The organism is uncultured Flavobacterium sp., assembly GCF_963974175.1.
In the GTDB taxonomy this organism is placed as follows: Bacteria; Bacteroidota; Bacteroidia; order Flavobacteriales; family Flavobacteriaceae; genus Flavobacterium.
In genome coordinates this window covers 180,100-198,596 of record NZ_CAXBBR010000003.1, presented here as the reverse complement: position 1 = coordinate 198,596, position 18,497 = coordinate 180,100, and the positions used below count along the sequence as shown (strand labels likewise).

The following is an 18,497-nucleotide window of genomic DNA, read 5'->3' as shown; positions in this document are numbered from 1 at the left end:
TATGTTTACAAAAGTTTTAATTGCGGATGATATTGATTTTAATGATTTGGGTGCTGTTCAGACACTGAATGAACTTGATGTTGCTGAAATTCAATTTGCAAAATATTGTGATGAAGCATTGTTAAAGGTTAAAAAAGCAAATTTTGATGGTACTCCTTTTCAACTGCTTATTTCTGATTTGTCCTTTAAAGCGGATCACCAATTGAACAAACTCAATTCAGGCGAAGAATTGATAGCTGCAGTAAAAAAGGAGTGTCCTAATATTAAAGTAATTGTTTTTTCGATTGAAGACAAAGCGCACCGTATCAAATTATTATTTGATGCCCTTCATATAGATGGCTATGTATTAAAAGGTAGAAATAAAATATATGACCTAAGAAGAGCTATTCAAAAAGCCTACAAGGAGGAACAAGAAAATATTTCTCCTGAATTGTTGTACGTGCTTCAAGATATGACTACGAGTGAAATAAATAATTATGACGTGCAGTTAATCAAGTATCTCTCACGAGGAATCTCTTTAGAAAATATTGAAGCAGTATTTAAACTTGAAGGCATTAGCCCTAATAGTAAGAGTTCTATTGAAAAACATATCAATAAACTCAAAATTTATTTCAAAGCAAATAACACGGTACATCTTGTCGCTATAGCCAAGGATTTAGGAATTGTTTAAAATTCCACTCTTAATATACCTTAATTTATTCTTTAGATTCTAGCTCCTTCGGGAGCTTTTTTTTATGGTTTAAATAAAATAATGAATTGGGTTACGGTTTACCGTAAGGAGTTGACTTTTAATGGTTTTATCTTTGAATAAATTAATAAAAAAAAAATATGGAATATAAAGTAGTCCCTTTCGTAGCTTCAATAGAGGCCAATAAAGGCAATTCTAATCATGTTGCTGAACAGTTAGAAAGTCTAATAAAAAATCATACAAACCAAGGTTGGAAATATGTTAGACTAGAGAGTGTTTCCACTTTTGTTCAACCAGAATCTGGTTGCTTTGGTATAGCTAGTAAACCTGGATTTACAACAAGTAGACAAATGGTTGTTTTCGAAAAATAGATGAAGTATACGATACTACTTGCAATTCAACTCTACTGGTTTTTTAAATCAAAAAATGGAAAGGCAAAATGCATCTTTAAAAAGTCATGCTCTACTTATGTTTATGAGAAAACAAAAGCAGAAGGATTTATAATAGGGACCAAAGCATTTCTTTTTAGATACAAAAATTGTCGAGGGGGTTTTGAAATATTCAAAAGTCCAATTACTAATAAAACACAAATATTACTTCACTCAAAAATTATTGTTGAAAGTGAAGAAATTGCAAACCGATTTTTAATCCATTAAATTAAATAGTATGAAAAATTATTATGTAAACAATCAAGCGCAATCAAATGGTGATCATGAAGTTCATACAGCAGATTGTAGGTATTTACCAAGTCTTTTAAATAGAAAAGCTTTAGGTCAACATGAAAATTGCAAATTAGCTGTTACTGAAGCAAAAAAAACGTATTCAAAGTCAGACGGTTGTGAAACGTGTTCTAATGATTGCCATAAAAGCTAGTTCATTATGAGTTTTCGCTTCTCCAAAAGAATTAACCTTGGCGGCGGTTTAGGGTTAAATGTTAGTAAGTCAGGAATTTCGCCAAGTCTAAAGACTAAAGGCGGAACTATCAGTAATAAGGGTTTCTCGGTGAGGACTGGAGTGCCAGGTGCATCTTTCAGGAAATCATTTAATTCATCAAAATCTAGTGGATGTCTCGTTGCATTTATCGTCTACTTGGGTTTAGGTATAGTATTTTATCAACTCTTTCAATAAGAATTATTTATTATGAAACTATTTTTATACACCTCTTTATTTCTCCTTTTTAGTTGGACCGCTTCAAGTCAAACAAGTTCGAAAAAATTAATTGCTTCAAGCTGTGAGGCTAGGGGATGTTCCGGTTCGGAATATTGTTCCGCCTGTAAAAATTGTTCGGGTTGTAAGCATTGCGCCAAAGAAGGAGGGACCTGTGGCGTTTGTGCGCCTGCTCCAAAAAAGAAGACTAGTTCAAAAAAGGGTAAAAGCACTAAAAGTTCAAAAAGAATAGGAGAATCCTAGTTTAAAAGAAAGCAAACCAAATAATAACCATTTAATTTTTTAAAGTATGAATTCAAATTCGACTATAAGTATCCAATTGAAAAGCCATTTTCTTAGACTGTATCAGATGGCTTTAACAGATGATAATTTTGATATTCTGGAGTTGCAAATGTTATATCATTTAGCAGAGGAAAGGGGTATTCCCAGAGAAGAATTGGATAAATTATTTCTTAATCCAGTTAATCAGGAAGCAGATATTCCAGAAGATTTAAATATAAGAATTGAATATTTGTATGATTTGACGCGCATTATGTGGGCCGACAGAAAAATCACGGATGATGAATTAAATACCTTAAAAAAGTATTGCAAAAAATTTGAGTTCTTAGATGAGAATATAGATGAATTAAGTAGTTATCTTATCGATTGTGTGCAGAAAGGCATTGATAAAAAGGAGATTATTAATCAATTAAATTCTTAATTTATGAAATCATTACAGCAATTATTTAGCCTCAAGAAAACGGAAGAAAGTCAAATAAATAGTAGTCCACAGAACGAGGAAGACAGAGAACAAATAAGAATTACATATTATCAAAGCGGATTTGCTGCTTCTATAAAGGCAACCGGAAAACCCATCGTTCTTAGAGCCTGTTTACAAAATTTATTCAGCAGTTTTGAAGACCAATGTCGCAAACAAATTTTAGAGCAAGAAAGACTAAAACAACCCTATAGAGAAGAACAAGAAAAAAGTAGGACTGAGCTTAAAAAATGTGAAACGGCTATCGGAATTTATGAACAGAAGGAGCAGGAAATAGAGCATAAGATTGAAAACACTCAGCATGAAATTGTTGATGTAAAAGTAAATCCACAAAAATATATTGATGATGGTAAGGGTGGATCTGCACAGTTTTATATTGGTTTGATATTACTCTTGCCAATAACCTTATATCTATTAGTCTTTTATATCTCTGCCTCTTATTCTGCTTTTTTTAAAGAGTTCACAGACGCTAGCTTAACTGCTGCCATTTTTGACGCTGATGCTTTGACCAATTCATTTAAAGCAAGTTGGCTTGAAGGAGTCTTAGTGATTACTATTCCTTTTGTATTTATGGGTTTGGGATATGTAATTCACATGATGCAAAAAGGCATTGGAATAAAAAAGACATTTCGAATAATTGCACTTTTCGCTACAACATTTTTATTTGATGGTCTATTGGCTTATGTGATTGAAAAGAAAATTTATGATTTTAATAAAACTCCAGATTCACCACTCTATAATTTAGAAATAGCGCTAGGTCAATCTGAATTTTGGATGATTATTTTTGCAGGATTTGTGGTTTATGTTATTTGGGGATTAGTATTTGATTTTGTGATGAAAGAGAATGAAAATAAAGATAAAATAAGAGTTTTTATTAGGGGTAAAAAAGAAGAAATAATAAATTTTGAAAAAGTTAAATTAATCAATTCAAATAAGATACTTGACTTTAAAAATAAGATGGATCATCATAGAGGAGATATAAAAGTCTTGCAATCCAAAATTGATGGTTTTGTGTTTCCAGTAAAAGAATATTTAAACTATCACAATCAATATAAAGAAGGCTGGTTTCAAGCTATTGGAACAGAAATAGCACTGGCTAAAAACCAAAAAGATGATCTATTAATTGAATGTGATAACATTGCCTTAGACCATTTAAAATCACTTGATCTAATAAATTCAGATTTTCAACATTTAGTTTACTCAAAAAATTAATACTTATGAAAAAAGATTTTAAAACAATTTTACTGTTATTGGTACTGTCTAATTTAACGATTTCTTGTAAAAATGATGAAACTACCAATGCATCACAAGAAAAAATACAAAGCACAAAAGTAAATAGTCCCAATATAAACTACAATATAAGTATCCTCTTAGATTTATCGGATAGAATAGATCCTCAGAAATATTCAAATACAGCAATGGAATTTTATCAAAGAGATTTAGGTTATATCAATTCTGTTTCTCAAGCATTTACAAATCATGTTAGAGATAAAAAAACGAGGCTTATAAATGACAAGATAGAAGTTTATTTTAATCCTGAGCCGCAAAACCAAGAAATTAATAGTATCTCAAAGAAATTAAAATTTGAGATTAATAAAAATAATGCATCGAAAAGCACCATAAGTTTAGTCAATACAGCCTATAATAATGAAACTGCTAAAATTTATGATTTAGCGATAAAGGATAATAATTATATAGGATCTGATATATGGAAGTTTTTTGAAAATAATGTTAATGATTATTGTATTGACCCTAGTCGTAGAAATATCTTGGTAATACTCACAGATGGTTATATTTTTTATGAAGACACAAAATTCAAAGAAGGAAATTCAACTTCTTACTTGTTACCAGAAATGATTCGTTCCAACGGCATAAATAAAGCCAATTGGAAAGAAAAAATGCAGCAACAACATTTTGGTTTTATTAAAGCAAATGAAAATTTATCAAATCTGGAGATTTTAGTTTTAGGGATAAATCCAGATAAAAAGAATCCTTATGAAGGAAAAGTAATCAAGGAATATTGGAGTAATTGGTTTACTGTAATGAAAGTGAAACGGTTTGAAATTAAGGAAACGGGTTTGCCAAGTAATATGGATAAAGTGATTAAAGATTTTATACTAAACCCTTATTAAGTATTAGTAATCTTAGTGTCAATCCAGATGAAAAATTAAAAGCTACTGGTGAAAATGGCAATGAACATGACCCAGGAACAAATTCAGTACTACTTTTAGTAACAAAATTATTTAAATGAAATCTATTGTAATCCTACTTTTTATTTTTTTGACTTCCTTTCACCCCATAGTGACTAAAGTGTACATCTGCGGACCACGAGGAGCAAAAAAATACCATTATACTGAAAACTGTCGTGGATTATCAGCCTGTATACACGGAATAGTAAAAACATCACTTTCTCAAGCTCAGAACTACGGATTAACACTCTGTGGATGGGAAGATTGATTATAGCAGTTTTAGCATAAAAAAAGTTTTGTGATTAAAAAACTGGGTGTTAATAATAGGCGGTCAAAGAAGTAATTAACCGTATTCGTTTTGACGCGGTTAGAACTTCACAGAATCAAATGATTTATAATGAGTAAAAAGAAAAGTAATTATGGAAGAAAAATTTGTACAGAAAAATGTAGTGCTTATCCCTGAAGAAAGTACAGGAAAGCTTAGGATAGAGAAATTATGGGAATTGATGGAAGATCATCCTTATAAAGAAAAAATGTATGCTGAATTTGAAATTGAAAAAATTAAAAAGGAAGTAATTGTTATCGACTTTATAGATACTATCTATAAACGTATTAGACATTTTGGTACAAATTATAAACGAAAGTTAATCAGAGCCGAAATTAAGCATATTAACCTTTTTGAAGAAATGCTTTTAATTGATGGGGAAAAGAAAAAGGAAATAGTTTTTCATTTTGATGAATATGTGGTCGTTGATGAGGTGAAGGAAAATTTGAAAACTGTTGCTAAATATGATTCAAAAAACACCTATTTGGATGAGTATGTAATGACCAAGTACGCTAATAGTCTATTCAAAAATGGATTGTCTGATCTGGCAAGGCAAAATATTCAGTATTTTAAAGATTTGGCCAGTAGTTCAGATAATTATAACAAGCATAGGAGTTATCGTCTCGTAGAGAATGATGGTACTACTTATTTGAGAGGTATTACTTCAATAGATAAATATTATGAATATGGTGTCGATTTTGCATTTGTGGTTTCGATGCTTGTATTCCATGATTTTATGAAAAAGAATCAAGGAGTAGAATACAAAATCAAATCAGCACATATTAATGAATCCAAATTAGAAATCATAATTGCAGAAAAATTTAAGAAAGATGCAGGTGAGTTTGGAGAAGTTTCAACAGCAATTAAAGTTTCAACAAATGATTTAGGGAAAGGTTCTTTGAACTTTCTAAATATCATTAATGTCGGTAAAACCAATAAAGACGGATTTTATTTATTTCCAAAAGAAAACCCATTTGAAAGTAATAGGATAAGAATTTCTCATACCACAAAGCCAGAAAATGTCTTCGCAACATTAAAAACGATGGAAAGTGTTCTCAATACTAGTGATAAATTTATCAAAGAATTAAAAGAAGTTAAAACGATTAAAACCCCTGATGAGTTGCGAATTAAGATACAGGCCAAGATTGATGGTCCTAGAAGTTCTTTTGGTCATATAAAGAAATTGTCTGATATTTTTAAATCAAAAATTGATAATGAAATCACTAATCTTTCTAAACTTTTAGAAATGTGTAACAAAGCAGAGGAATTAGAAATTGATTTTGATCTGAAAGATAAATTAAGATATATTATTTCAGATATTATTTTATACGGCAGTACAAAATAGGTTTTTTATAAACCCATATTTAAAAAATTAAAATAACACTAAAAAAGATTAAAATGTCAGAATATAGAATTTCAGGAATTTGGAAAAATAGTCAAGAAGTAATAACTCACTATGCTGTCCATATAAGAACAAGAAATCAAGCAGGAAATGGTTATGAAATTGGCCGAGCAGCAAAGATGACCAAGGCAGATGCTGTAGTACTATTGCAAAATCCTGCAAACAGCGCTAAAACTTTCTTGTGGAATTACGCAAGAACTCAATGGGTAGCTGGTGAAGAAGTACATGTAGTTAACGGTAATCCTTCTTTCCTCAGAACAAATCATGACGGTACATTAAAGGATAATCTGCTACATCTTATAAATTACGGATATGTGTATTAATTATAAAGCTATTAAAGGTCATCGTTACGGCGAGGATCTTATTTTAAAATAAATATCAGTAGTGATGTCATAATTCACAATTTAACAGGTATCCCACTAAAAGTAAATAGTGCTAATATCTAAAATTATGTTCAAACCCTTCTAAAAAAAAAACAATTGGGTATGTCAAAAAAATATTAATATTGTTTTTAATGTAATTTTTCTGTTTTTAAGTTAAATGTAAAAAAACAGAAAAAAATAGTTTCAATGTGTTATTTAATAAGTATTTTTGTTTTTCAGTATATGAATGTATAATATATAAAACAAAAAAATTGAAAGCTACAGAGAAAAAAATAATCATCGATTTGATACATGCAGGATTAATTGGGGATACAAAAAGAGTTGAATTAGCAGCTTTGAGTTTAGCTCGATCTGTTAAGAATGACAGTCCTGAAATGTTTGACAATATTAAAACTACTCTTAGTTCTTATTCTTTAACAGGAGGTACGAATATAAGAAGTGCTGGAACTTCTCCAATTCCAATTGATGGTGATTCTAAACTGGAAATGGCAATTATTTATAAGCCTGATGCAGAATTAAATGTTTTGCCAATTCTTCCTGCTAATTTAATGGACAGGGTTAATGGTTTTATTGATGAAAGAAATAAGATTGATATTCTTATTGAAAATGATATAAAGCCGTCTACAAGTCTTTTGCTAATTGGGCAACCGGGAACTGGAAAAACAATGTTGGCAAAGCATATAGCGTCAGTTTTAAATAAAAATTTAATTGTTTTAGACTTATCTTCTAGTATGTCTAGTTTGATGGGTAAAACTGGTTCAAACCTTAAAAGAGTACTTCAGTACGCTAAGCAAAGTGCATCAGTATTACTTTTCGATGAATTTGATGCAATTGCTAAAAAAAGGGACGATAATACTGATTTAGGAGAAATAAAAAGGGTTGTAAATATATTGTTAATGGAACTTGAAGATTGGCCAATTTCTTCAATTTTTATTGCAACAACAAATCATCCAGAGCTACTGGATAAAGCAATATGGAGAAGATTCGACCACACTCTTAATTTTCCGATGCCTGAAAAAAATTTGAGACTTAAAATTCTTGAGGACGAATTGAAAGACTTTTTAATTTTAAATGGAACTTCAGCAGATATATTAAAACCAATATCTGAAATGTTTGAAGGTAAGAGTGCAGCTGATTTGTGTAAATATGCAAATAATGTAAAAAGGCGTTTTATATTAAGAGATGAAAAACCTTTAAATTCATTATTCAACGAAATTGAAGATTTTCAAAATGATAAAAAATTAAGAGCAAAATTTTGTGTAATTGCGAAAGACTTATTAGGGAGCGCACTAACAATGCGTGAACTATCTGAGTTAACAGGGTTAAGTATTAGCGGGGTGAATCATCATATATCAAAAACAAAAAACCATGAGTAAAAATACAAATAATAGAAGACCAATATTATATAATGGAGAAGTTTATTCTCATGCGGTAACAAAAAAAAGTGGTTTTGGCGAAAAATCAATACCTTATACTTATGAAGATGCTAAAGATAATTTACTTAGAGATATTTCTACTACTAGATCAATTATAAAGAAATTACCTGATTCATTACGAATGCCAAATGAAATAATATTGAGCTTTGTTGTTCATCCTGAATTTACCGCAAAATCTTATTACCCAACATCATTATTTGATAATAACGGTGCTGAAAAATTTGGAATACAGGAGATTGGGTCAAGAGTTTGGAGATCTAAAAATGATAATTCCCATAATTCAGAAAAAAATAACTCAAAAATGTATTTCGTAAGAGCTACGGAAGGCAGTCTGGAAAGATTAGAAAATCACTTAAATTCAAGAGTAAGTTCTTTAACTAAAGGTTTTCAAGATGATATTAGAAAAATATCTTCTTTTGGTTTGCTGGAATCGGACGATCAAATTTTAGGAGTCTCAAGTGAGTGGAGGGAGGGAAAGCTTGAAGCTGTTTTGCACCCGTTTGATATTGATAAAAATACAAGTGTTTTACATTTTTTGGAAAAAATTAAAGCATTTGGAGTAAATAAGGAGAGTATAAGGTACAAACAATATCATAGTGGCGTAACTTTTATTAGCTTTGATGGTAATAGGGAAATTTTGAAATCTATTTCAGGCTATAATCCATTGCGAACAATTCATCCATTAAAAGTTAGAGAATTGCCAAGCTATGGTAGAACATTTTCTGCTAGTAACGGACCTAAAGCTCCTATATTTACAAAAAAGTCTCCAATTGTAATTGGAGTTATTGATGGAGGAGTTAATATTTCTAATCCATATTTAGTTAATTATGTAGAATCTGAATTTCTTGTGTCTGGAAGTCCGATAAGTGAATATCTAGATCATGGTTCTCAGGTATCTGGAGTAGTTTTATACGGGGCATTAAATAAATATAAATCCACAGATGTAATTTCTGAACCTTATGTTTCTGTTAAAAGTTTTGGAGTACTATCGTCAGACACAACTGATCCCGATTTATATGATGCGATAGATGCAATAGAAAAAATTGTACCATTAAACAAGGATATCTCTGTATATAATTTAAGTCTAGGTCCAAGCGGACCTATTTTAGATGATAACATTTCCAGATTTACTTATTCTTGTGATTTATTAAGTTACGAACATGGCATTTTATTTTGTATCGCTGTTGGTAATGATGGCGAAGTAGTTGGTTATGATAGAATTCAATCTCCTTCGGATTCTGTTAATTGCTTAGCAGTTGGTGCATATACAAAAAAAGATGGTAAAGAAATTAGAGCGCCTTATAGTAGTATTGGGCCAGGTAGAGAGGGTAGTAAAATGAAGCCAGATATTGTAGCTTTTGGAGGTTGTGATAACAATCCAATCCATTTGGTGTCTAATGTTGATGGAAAAAAAGTATTAAGTGCTGGCACTAGTTTCTCAAGCCCAATAGTAGCTTCTGTCGCCGGTAGACTAATTGGTGAATCTAAAGGTAATATTAACGCTTTAATTGCAAAGGCATTAATTATTCATTCTACAACAGAAAAATCTAGTTTACATACCAACGAAATGGGTCATGGAATTGTTTCTGAGGATATTGATAATATAGTAAATTGCATAGATAAATCATATACAGTTATATATCAAGGGCAACTAGATACAGGAAAATATGCGGAATTTGCGATTCCTTGGGATAACTCTATTAGTAAAGGATCAACTTCTTTTAAATGGACACTGGCTGTTTTAACTGATGTTGATCATTTGAGTCCTGATGATTATACATCTTCAACAATTGAAGTAGCATTCTTTCCTAATAAAAATAAATACATTTTTAAGAATATAAATAATTCTTTAATTGATGGTGTTCTTAAAAAAAGCGAAACTGTTGACATAGATTTAGATCCCGGAAGGGCGGAAGTCCTTACTTCCTTAGGTTGGGCAAAGAGTAAGTTTCCTGTAACAAATTCTCCTAAAAAGCAATTTAAAACAGAATCTGATCTACGAAATGATTTAAAATGGGATACTTTAGATACCAGAAAAATAGTGAAACAAACTAATGGTATAAGAAATCCATCTTTTCATATTCATGCTTTAGGGAGAGGTTCAAGATTAGAAGATTTAAAAGTTAAATTTGCTTTAATATTAACTGTGACTTCACCAAAATCAGATGTCGATTTATATTCAAGTATATTATCTAAGTTTCCTGCTCTATTACCAATAGAGTTGGTTTCAGTAGTAAATGTTGATATTAGAGTAAGCTAATTGCGGGAATTCTCCATGGAACAAATGAGATTTTAACACAAACCTAATATAGAAATAATCTTACAACCAATAAAAAAGCCATCTGGTGAGGGCTTTTTTATTGGTTATAAGTAAGAAATTATTAGGAAAAGAATTAAACTAAATCTACTTTCGAATGTTAAAGAGTATTCAACTTTTTCATTTATTTTGATATAAAAAAAATAATTTATCTATGATTGAGCTTGAGTTTTTAATGTGGAATGTTTTATTTAATTCTGTTTAGTTTCTGCATTTCGAAATACATTCTATGTCCTTTAATAATTTCGTCATTGTCGAGAAAAATTTCTGATTTTGGGCCCCCGTATGGTTCTTTTATGTCATCTTTAAAACCTTTTTACTTCCAAATTAATTTTGATATCTAAAACCTAGAACCAACATAATTGAACCTAAAATCTGCAAGGCTAAGAAAAAGAATGAGGCTGTTTTCTTCTTAGTGTTCATTTTATCCATCCATTTAGCTTTTAATTTTCGATTTTCGGGAATTTTTGTGTCTGCAAGTTGCACAAAAGCATATAATGTGTTTAAGTCTGTTACATGTTGAATATATGCTAACAACTCATTTGTATTGTCAACAAACTTTTTCACTTCTTCCACGCTTCCTAACAATTCAATATTGGTTGAGATAATTTTACCCATTCTGTATTTTTCGGCAGCCGCTTTAATGAAAGTAGGTTGATAAAGGTGCATTGTTAAGCTGTCCTGGCTTTTTAATCCAAGATATAAATTTTGATATTCCAATGAGGTTCTTGTCATTTCTGTAAAGTCCCTATTTGCTTGGTCAAATTGTTTTGTTTTTTCATCCCAAGAATTGTATAGAAACATTTGTATAGTGAATGACAAGAAAAGTAAAAGACTGCCAAAAACATTCATTTTTTTTGATAACGTTGGCTTACTTTTGGACCAGTCTATTTTCAGCATATTTTTCAGTTTACTGTTATTTTAAAATGCCCTATGACGTTTTGCCACCTTGAGATGGCTGGAAGTGCGTAACCGCTCAATTTTCGGCATAACGAAAACTTGATGCGGAACGGTAATTCCACTAAAACCACAATCTCGCTAAATGGCAGTTAGCAGATGTTATTTTATCAATTCTTTAAAATATTTTTCAACTAACGTTCTCATTTTTTTGACGTCTTTTTCGAAAGTTGAGATTTCAGAATTTTTATTAAGTTCTTTTATTCTATCAGAAATTTGCGAAACTTCTGTTTCTGGGTCTCCATATATTTCTTGTGGATTAACTGATTCATTTAATTCTTCTAAATCAGATAAACTGTGTAATTGTCCTTTTAAAATAATTTTTATCAAATTGAATTTTTTATGGACAATTTCTATTTGTGCAATAATATCGTCTGTAAGCAATATTTTATTTCGGTGATAATAATTCATATTGGCATTAAATGCTACAATTAAAGATTTTATCTTCTCTTTTAAATAATCATGAGTTTGAAATTGCGGATGCAAAAGGTTATTAAAGCTAAAATGTAAATCAACAACATGATTATACATGATTTTTAAGCATTCAATTTGCAATTCCGAATATCTGCTAAAAGTAATTTCATTTCTTTTTAGTTCTCCTTTAAAGGTCTCAATTTTTTTCGACAGACGAAGATTGTAAATGTATTGTGATAAAATTATTAAAATTGCAAAACCTAATAATATCCAAATCATGAATTGTTTATATTCTGAAAAATTTTCTTGAATTTGTTCTGCTAAAATTTTATCCATATTTTTTTATAATATCTGCTAACTTGTATATAATATATACAAGTAATGCTTTTTTTTAAGTTTTACCATATTTCAAGCTATATATTGTAGTTCGTAAAATAAAGCCTTTTTAACTATCGTTACAATACCCACATTTAGTGATATTTTAACTTAACTTGAATATACACTAGAAAGCTAATTTTAGCACCGAGTATTTTTCATTTCTTTCCTCTAGTTCTCGAGCTATCATTATAATGCCTATTCCTTATACATTCATAAAACTTCCCTCTCAGATATAGACCTAAAACCCATACGACAGCAAACCCAATGATTTCATACCATTCCATATTTTGAATCTTTAAGTAAGGTCAAAATAGGGGTTTAAATTTTTATATAATATGCATTTTGGAAAATTCAATATGCAATTTGGGAATCTTTCTAAAAATAAAACAGATGCTAGTTTAGCATCTGTTTATTTATTTAATTTTTAATCCTTTATCAATTTCTTCAACTCGTTTTAAAAATTCAGATAGTGGTACTTTATAATATTCACACAATTCATAGAGAGTACTGACACTCATATTTTGATTTCCAGTTTCATTACGGCCAATATGAATTGATAAATCTTTATTCGCTTTTATATTGTTTGCCACCTGCTCTTGAGTCAAGCCACTTTTAGCACGAAGTTCTTTTAAAACTAGCTTTATTGCACTTAATAATCTTTCGTTTTTTATCTGTTCCATAGTATTTCAAATTGAACCAGAAAAATATTTTCATACAATGACTTATTTGTCATTTTATTTTTTATCTTTATACCCTAATTCTATTAGAATTAGTATTATTTTTGCGATTCTTCAAATACAATATTGAAGCATTCGCTTTGAATCTCGTTCCAAAAACTGGTAATTTTAGCACGCGAGATGATAAGTACGATGCTCACGTCCCATGGCGTGGGCTCACTTATTCGTGTGCGGGTATACCAGTGCCTTGGAGCGATATAAGCTGAGTTCCATGCCATTTTTTTTGCTCTATATTTTGGTAATTACTCCACTTCATTCTTAGCGCTTTATCTTCATTTTTATAGTCTCGCAGCAGTTTAACCCGCTAAAACTTGTATGCCTATGATTGAATAAATGAATACTCCCTATAAAACACCTGCACCGAAAGGTCCATTGAATAATCGCCTAGTTAATTTATTTTGAATTTGTTAGTAAAAGGTGCAGGCTTGTTTTTTTATTTTAAATTTTGAATTATAAATTTTAAATGGAGAGAAAAGAATAAAGAAAATAGATCCGCTTATTTGAAATAACTCATAACCTAAAAACCAAAACCCATTTTATAACCCTCATAAATTAATTAGATGAAATACTACAGACAAATTCAAGCAGCATTAATAGTGGCATTAATAATACTGATATGCCTTTGGGTTTATGGTTGAAGCTACAAGAACAAAGAGTAAAGAATATAGAAGATAGACCAAAGATGCAGTAAGTGTTTTTTTATTTTAAATGTTGAATTTTAAATTTTGAATGGAGAACGTAGAATAAAGAGCAAAGAAGCAATAACAAAATATAAATCCAATAAAAATCATGCCTATGAATTAAGAACAAACAAAAAAAGGCCCTCTGACTGTCTGGACAACTACACAGAGGACCATCGCTAACAAAACTAACGTTTCAATTAACTATACCAATATTATGAAAAATAAATCATTTTACAAGGGTGGTTCGGCTTTTTGGTACCTGATTATTTTCGGGTTCTCCTTAAGCTACACCCCAGCTTCAGCTAACAAAGTACTGAGGCCAGTGCATTACTTACTACAACAAAACCAAATAAGCGGTACTGTAACTGATGGTGTCAATCCTCTCGCTGGAGTGGCCGTTTCGATAAAAGGAAAAGCTACTTCCTCGACTATCTCTGACTTTAACGGGCAATATAAAATTACAGCATCACCAGATGATACTCTGGTCTTTAGTTTTATGGGGTTTAAAACGGTTACTGAGCCTATAAATGGGCGAAAAACAATAAACGTACAATTACAAGATGATGCGACTCAATTGCAGGAAGTACGAATTAATGCGGGTTATTATAGCGTTAAAGAAAGTGAGCGCACCGGAAGTATTGCCCGTATTACAGCTAAGGACATTGAAACGCAACCGGTAACAAATGTACTTGCAGCAATGCAAGGAAGGATGGCGGGGGTGCATATTGTACAGGAAAGTGGGATTGCAGGTGGCGGATTCAGTATCAACATTCGGGGGTTAAACAGTCTTCGTGAGGGTGCGAATGCTCCACTCTTTATTATTGATGGCGTGCCCTATTCGTCTGATCCTATTAGCGACCGACAAACGTCTACGTCTATTCCTGGGGATGGCAACCCATTAGGGAGTATTAATCCTGGCGATATTGAAAGTCTTGAGATATTAAAGGATGCTGATGCCACAGCTATTTATGGTTCTCGTGGTGCCAATGGCGTAGTGCTGATTACCACTAAAAAAGGTAAAGCGGGTAAGACCACCTTTACGATTAACAGCAATCATAGTAGTGGAACGGTCAGCAAGATGATGCCTCTAATGAATACCTCGCAGTATTTAGCAATGCGACAGGAAGCTTTTGGCAATGACGGTTTTGTTAGCTATCCCGCAAATGCCTATGATGTGAACGGTACTTGGGATCCGAGCCGATATACAGACTGGCAAAAAAAACTGATAGGAGGGACATCGGAAGTCACGGGATTGCAGGCCTCGGTTAGTGGTGGTTCTGAACAAACAAAATACCTCTTTAGCGGTAATTATCGAACGGAAAGCAGCGTATTCCCCGGAGATTTTTTATATAAAAGAGGAGGTGCTCGACTTAGTTTTGACCATGCTTCCGAGGACAAAAAGTTTCGCTTTACTTTTTCGGGAAGCTATACCGCGCAGCACAACGACTTACCATGGATTGACTTTGTAACCTTATCGAGGCAACTTGCACCGAATGCTCCCGCACTTTATGATGCGGAGAACAAGCTGAACTGGGAGAACAGTACTTGGGAAAACCCATTGGCCAATTTAGAAAGCAAAAATATCGCTCAAACCACTGACCTTATAGTGAATAGTTTACTTTCTTATACAGTGGCCAAAAACTTGGAATTTAAGACGAGTCTTGGTTTTACCGACCTTCATAATGAGGACAATCGTTCTATACCCTCTACTGTGTATAATCCTGCTTATAATTTAGGCAGTCAGTATTCCTCCATTTATAGCAATACCTTGAGCAGGCGGTCTTGGATTATTGAGCCACAATTGAACTGGAGGGGGGATTTTGGGAAATCAAAAATTGATGTATTGGTAGGAGCCAGCTATCAAAACCAAGATAGCAAAAAGCTACTTAGCCTCGCCAGTGGATTTACAAGTAATAGCTTGCTATCTGACTTGGGGTCGGCATCGGTGACACTGATTTTGAATAATAATGCTATACTTTATAAATATCAAGCTTTTTTTGGACGAGCTAATTACACCTTTGTCGACAAGTATATTGTAAATTTTACTGGTAGGAGGGATGGTTCTAGTCGTTTTGGACCAGGAAAGCAGTTTGCTACTTTTGGAGCCATAGGCGGGGCTTGGTTGTTTTTTAAAGAGCCACTGCTAGCTGAAAATAGTTCATGGCTCAGTTTTGGAAAACTACGATCTAGTTATGGTACCACTGGAAATGATCAAATAGGGGATTACCAATTTCTAAACACCTACAGTTCCTCTGGATATCAATATGGAGGTACCAATGGTTTGCAGCCTGCGCGACTTTATAATGCTGATTTTGGTTGGGAAACTAATAAAAAATTTGAAGCTGCGCTAGAGCTTGGATTTTTTAATGATCGTATTTTTTTGACAACCGCTTGGTATCAAAATCGTTCCTCCAACCAGCTGGTTGGTTTACCTTTAGCAGGAACCACAGGTTTTAGTAGCATCCAAGCCAATTTAGACGCGACCGTTGAAAATACTGGTTTTGAAGCTACGCTGCGCTTAGTACCGATTAAAACTAATAATTTTTCGTGGACGACTAATTTTAATATAACCAGCGCGACCAATAGATTGGTTTCTTTTCCTGATTTAGAATCTTCTGGCTACAGAAGCGATTATGTAATAGGACAACCTACGACAATAAGAAAACTATTTCATTTTACTGGAGTCGATCCACAAACTGGACTGTATCAATTTAAAGATGTGAATGGCGATGGTGCTATATCGTATGAAAATGACCGTGAAACAGTTAGGGATTTTAACCCAAAATACTATGGTGGCTTGCAGAATATGTTTGTTTATAAAGGCTTACAATTGGACTTTTTATTCCAGTTTGTTAAACAAGAGAATTTCAATTTTGCCAATACGCAGCGCTTTGCTGGATTATTGAGTAATCAACCATCAGCTTATGTCAACAGCTGGCATCAGGCTGGGGATTTGGCTCCATATCAGAGGTATACTACTGGCACTGACCAACAAGTTATGCAGGCTAGTGAATATTTTGGTTTGAGTGACGGTGCTGTAAGTGATGCCTCTTATATACGGCTTAAAAACATTTCGCTCTCTTACGATTTTCCACGTGAATTGTTGCCACAGGTGGGGTGTCGTTTGTCACTACAGGCACAAAATCTCCTAACTATCACTTCTTACAAGGGGGCTGATCCTGAGTTTACCCAAGGCGGTACTTTACCTCCTTTACGTGTTATTTCAGCTGGAGTGCAACTTACTTTTTAATATTTAAAATCCAAACACATGAAAAATCAAATAAGAATTCGGAACTATTCTATAAAACTACTGGCTCTGTCTAGTTTTCTTTTCATTGTAAGCTGTGATGATTTTGTTGCAGTCGACCGACCTAATTCGCAGTTGACCACGGACGCGGTTTTTGAGAACGCGACCACGGCAACTGCAGCTATGGTTGATGTTTATGCACAAATGAGAGAGAACGGACTGTTAACCGGAAAGTCTTTTGGGATTTCTTGCCTGTTGGGTACGTATGCTGATGAACTAGTTTCTTATGAAAATGGTGCTTACACAACAGCCGATTTTTATAATAATTCTTTACTAGCTTCAGATGCTTTTGTTTCCCTATTATGGAACAGTTCCTATAATCAGATTTATGCTGCCAATGCTATTTTTGAAGGAGTAGGTAATTCTGCTTCATTAGCGCCAAGTGATAAAAATCAATTACAGGGTGAGGCACTTTTTGCAAGAGCCCTAACGTACTTTTACCTCGTAAATCTTTTTGGGGATGTGCCTTATGTAAGTACAACCGATTATGTTTACAACAGTACAGTGCCGAGAATGGCGACCGAAGTCGTTTATAAAAACATCATTGCCAATCTTGAAACCGCTATTACCTTACTACCTTCAGACTATAGTAAAGCAGACCGAACTCGCCCCAATAAGGCGACAGCTCAGGCATTGCTTGCACGCGTGTACTTGTACCATGGTGATTTTGCAGAAGCAGCGAATATGGCCTCAGCAGTATTGAATGATACTTCGCTTTATATATGGGATGATAATCTTGACTCCGTATTTCTAAAAGAAAGTACTAGCACTATATGGCAACTTGCTTCTGGAGGTGAAGGCGCGAATACAGATGAAGGCAGCACCTTTATTTTCTTTTCCGGTCCGCCAGAGTTGGTTGCCTTGTCAGATAATTTTGTATCCCAATTTGAGACCAACGATTTGAGAAAGAGTCATTGGATAAAGACGGTTACCGAAGGAGGTGGCCTTTGGTATCATCCTTATAAATACAAGCAAGACATTGCTAGCGGTTCCTCATTAGAATACTCCATTATTTTCAGACTAGCAGAGCAGTACCTGATTCGGTCAGAAGCACGTGCTAGGCAAGGAGAGATGATAGGTGCCAAAGAAGATTTAAACAAGATAAGACATACGGCAGGCCTACCAGATACGGATGCTACTACTCAAACAACCTTACTCGAAGCCATCTTACAAGAACGCAAGGTTGAATTATTTACCGAGTACGGGCATCGTTTTTTTGATCTGAAGCGTTTTGGGAAGCTAGATGCTGTCTTGGGTACGAAACCTGGATGGAGTGCAACCGACCAATTATGGCCTTTGCCACAGTCTGAATTACTAGTAAATCCATTTCTAAAACCTCAAAATTCTGGATATTAAT

General features: G+C 32.9%; 19 protein-coding genes. 16 read left to right on the top strand and 3 right to left on the bottom strand.

Annotated elements, in window-relative coordinates:
* Position 1: 1 nt before the first annotated feature.
* The 14 genes from AAC069_RS06145 to AAC069_RS06080 all read left to right on the top strand — a co-directional run bounded on the left by AAC069_RS06145 (position 2) and on the right by AAC069_RS06080 (position 10,607).
* Positions 2-670, top strand: a complete 669-nt coding sequence (locus AAC069_RS06145; RefSeq protein WP_339919596.1) for a response regulator — start codon at positions 2-4, stop codon at positions 668-670.
* A gap of 158 nt (positions 671-828) precedes the next feature.
* Positions 829-1,059, top strand: coding sequence for a hypothetical protein (locus AAC069_RS06140; protein ID WP_339919595.1), 231 nt, complete (start codon positions 829-831; stop codon positions 1,057-1,059).
* Positions 1,060-1,344 carry a membrane protein insertion efficiency factor YidD gene (gene yidD, locus AAC069_RS06135; RefSeq protein ID WP_339919594.1) on the top strand — a complete coding sequence of 95 codons (285 nt, stop codon included), beginning with the start codon at positions 1,060-1,062 and terminating at the stop codon, positions 1,342-1,344.
* Positions 1,345-1,354: 10 nt separating this feature from the next.
* On the top strand, positions 1,355-1,561 hold the full coding sequence (locus AAC069_RS06130; protein WP_339919593.1) for a hypothetical protein: 207 nt from the start codon (positions 1,355-1,357) through the stop codon (positions 1,559-1,561).
* A gap of 6 nt (positions 1,562-1,567) precedes the next feature.
* Positions 1,568-1,816 carry a DUF4236 domain-containing protein gene (locus AAC069_RS06125; RefSeq protein WP_339919592.1) on the top strand — a complete coding sequence of 83 codons (249 nt, stop codon included), beginning with the start codon at positions 1,568-1,570 and terminating at the stop codon, positions 1,814-1,816.
* A 12-nt stretch (positions 1,817-1,828) separates the two neighbouring features.
* Positions 1,829-2,098, top strand: coding sequence for a hypothetical protein (locus AAC069_RS06120; protein ID WP_339919591.1), 270 nt, complete (start codon positions 1,829-1,831; stop codon positions 2,096-2,098).
* Between the two features lie 106 nt (positions 2,099-2,204).
* Positions 2,205-2,555 (top strand): hypothetical protein, encoded by a 351-nt coding sequence (locus AAC069_RS06115; RefSeq protein ID WP_339919590.1) that lies wholly within the window; start codon positions 2,205-2,207, stop codon positions 2,553-2,555.
* 3 nt (positions 2,556-2,558) lie between these two features.
* Positions 2,559-3,824 carry an ABC transporter permease gene (locus AAC069_RS06110; RefSeq protein WP_339919589.1) on the top strand — a complete coding sequence of 422 codons (1,266 nt, stop codon included), beginning with the start codon at positions 2,559-2,561 and terminating at the stop codon, positions 3,822-3,824.
* A 5-nt stretch (positions 3,825-3,829) separates the two neighbouring features.
* Entirely contained in the window at positions 3,830-4,744 is a 915-nt protein-coding gene (locus AAC069_RS06105; RefSeq protein ID WP_339919588.1) for a hypothetical protein, read from the top strand.
* Positions 4,745-4,859: 115 nt separating this feature from the next.
* Positions 4,860-5,069 (top strand): hypothetical protein, encoded by a 210-nt coding sequence (locus tag AAC069_RS06100; RefSeq protein WP_339919587.1) that lies wholly within the window; start codon positions 4,860-4,862, stop codon positions 5,067-5,069.
* Positions 5,070-5,220: 151 nt separating this feature from the next.
* Positions 5,221-6,471: a hypothetical protein gene (locus AAC069_RS06095; protein ID WP_339919586.1), complete on the top strand. Its 1,251-nt coding sequence runs from the start codon at positions 5,221-5,223 to the stop codon at positions 6,469-6,471.
* Positions 6,472-6,524: 53 nt separating this feature from the next.
* Complete coding sequence (locus tag AAC069_RS06090) at positions 6,525-6,851, top strand: DUF3892 domain-containing protein (RefSeq protein ID WP_126569108.1); 327 nt, start codon at positions 6,525-6,527, stop codon at positions 6,849-6,851.
* Positions 6,852-7,162: 311 nt separating this feature from the next.
* Complete coding sequence (locus AAC069_RS06085; RefSeq protein ID WP_339919585.1) at positions 7,163-8,287, top strand: ATP-binding protein; 1,125 nt, start codon at positions 7,163-7,165, stop codon at positions 8,285-8,287.
* Positions 8,280-10,607: a S8 family peptidase gene (locus AAC069_RS06080; RefSeq protein WP_339919584.1), complete on the top strand. Its 2,328-nt coding sequence runs from the start codon at positions 8,280-8,282 to the stop codon at positions 10,605-10,607. The genes AAC069_RS06085 and AAC069_RS06080 overlap by 8 nt, the downstream gene beginning before the upstream one ends.
* Before the next feature lie 384 nt (positions 10,608-10,991).
* Here AAC069_RS06080 and AAC069_RS06075 read toward each other — a convergent pair whose 3' ends face one another.
* The 3 genes from AAC069_RS06075 to AAC069_RS06065 form a co-directional block, all read right to left on the bottom strand.
* Complete coding sequence (locus tag AAC069_RS06075) at positions 10,992-11,564, bottom strand: hypothetical protein (protein WP_339919583.1); 573 nt, start codon at positions 11,562-11,564, stop codon at positions 10,992-10,994.
* A gap of 159 nt (positions 11,565-11,723) precedes the next feature.
* Positions 11,724-12,371, bottom strand: coding sequence for a hypothetical protein (locus tag AAC069_RS06070; protein ID WP_339919582.1), 648 nt, complete (start codon positions 12,369-12,371; stop codon positions 11,724-11,726).
* A gap of 455 nt (positions 12,372-12,826) precedes the next feature.
* Positions 12,827-13,093 (bottom strand): helix-turn-helix transcriptional regulator, encoded by a 267-nt coding sequence (locus AAC069_RS06065; RefSeq protein WP_339919581.1) that lies wholly within the window; start codon positions 13,091-13,093, stop codon positions 12,827-12,829.
* Positions 13,094-14,047: 954 nt separating this feature from the next.
* On the opposite strand from AAC069_RS06065, the gene AAC069_RS06060 reads away from it, so the two are divergent.
* Positions 14,048-17,083, top strand: a complete 3,036-nt coding sequence (locus AAC069_RS06060) for a SusC/RagA family TonB-linked outer membrane protein (protein ID WP_339919580.1) — start codon at positions 14,048-14,050, stop codon at positions 17,081-17,083.
* A gap of 18 nt (positions 17,084-17,101) precedes the next feature.
* On the top strand, positions 17,102-18,496 hold the full coding sequence (locus AAC069_RS06055; RefSeq protein ID WP_339919579.1) for a RagB/SusD family nutrient uptake outer membrane protein: 1,395 nt from the start codon (positions 17,102-17,104) through the stop codon (positions 18,494-18,496).
* Position 18,497: the final 1 nt, after the last annotated feature.

Excerpts from the sequence above, each read along its gene's own strand:
- AAC069_RS06145 (WP_339919596.1), top strand. The coding sequence starts at position 2 with ATGTTTACAAAAGTTTTAATTGCGGATGATATTGATTTTAATGATTTG.
- AAC069_RS06140 (WP_339919595.1), top strand. The coding sequence starts at position 829 with ATGGAATATAAAGTAGTCCCTTTCGTAGCTTCAATAGAGGCCAATAAA.
- yidD (WP_339919594.1), top strand. The coding sequence starts at position 1,060 with ATGAAGTATACGATACTACTTGCAATTCAACTCTACTGGTTTTTTAAA.
- AAC069_RS06130 (WP_339919593.1), top strand. The coding sequence starts at position 1,355 with ATGAAAAATTATTATGTAAACAATCAAGCGCAATCAAATGGTGATCAT.
- AAC069_RS06125 (WP_339919592.1), top strand. The coding sequence starts at position 1,568 with ATGAGTTTTCGCTTCTCCAAAAGAATTAACCTTGGCGGCGGTTTAGGG.
- AAC069_RS06120 (WP_339919591.1), top strand. The coding sequence starts at position 1,829 with ATGAAACTATTTTTATACACCTCTTTATTTCTCCTTTTTAGTTGGACC.
- AAC069_RS06115 (WP_339919590.1), top strand. The coding sequence starts at position 2,205 with ATGGCTTTAACAGATGATAATTTTGATATTCTGGAGTTGCAAATGTTA.
- AAC069_RS06110 (WP_339919589.1), top strand. The coding sequence starts at position 2,559 with ATGAAATCATTACAGCAATTATTTAGCCTCAAGAAAACGGAAGAAAGT.
- AAC069_RS06105 (WP_339919588.1), top strand. The coding sequence starts at position 3,830 with ATGAAAAAAGATTTTAAAACAATTTTACTGTTATTGGTACTGTCTAAT.
- AAC069_RS06100 (WP_339919587.1), top strand. The coding sequence starts at position 4,860 with ATGAAATCTATTGTAATCCTACTTTTTATTTTTTTGACTTCCTTTCAC.
- AAC069_RS06095 (WP_339919586.1), top strand. The coding sequence starts at position 5,221 with ATGGAAGAAAAATTTGTACAGAAAAATGTAGTGCTTATCCCTGAAGAA.
- AAC069_RS06090 (WP_126569108.1), top strand. The coding sequence starts at position 6,525 with ATGTCAGAATATAGAATTTCAGGAATTTGGAAAAATAGTCAAGAAGTA.
- AAC069_RS06080 (WP_339919584.1), top strand. The coding sequence starts at position 8,280 with ATGAGTAAAAATACAAATAATAGAAGACCAATATTATATAATGGAGAA.
- AAC069_RS06075 (WP_339919583.1), bottom strand. The coding sequence starts at position 11,564 with ATGCTGAAAATAGACTGGTCCAAAAGTAAGCCAACGTTATCAAAAAAA.
- AAC069_RS06070 (WP_339919582.1), bottom strand. The coding sequence starts at position 12,371 with ATGGATAAAATTTTAGCAGAACAAATTCAAGAAAATTTTTCAGAATAT.
- AAC069_RS06065 (WP_339919581.1), bottom strand. The coding sequence starts at position 13,093 with ATGGAACAGATAAAAAACGAAAGATTATTAAGTGCAATAAAGCTAGTT.
- AAC069_RS06060 (WP_339919580.1), top strand. The coding sequence starts at position 14,048 with ATGAAAAATAAATCATTTTACAAGGGTGGTTCGGCTTTTTGGTACCTG.
- AAC069_RS06055 (WP_339919579.1), top strand. The coding sequence starts at position 17,102 with ATGAAAAATCAAATAAGAATTCGGAACTATTCTATAAAACTACTGGCT.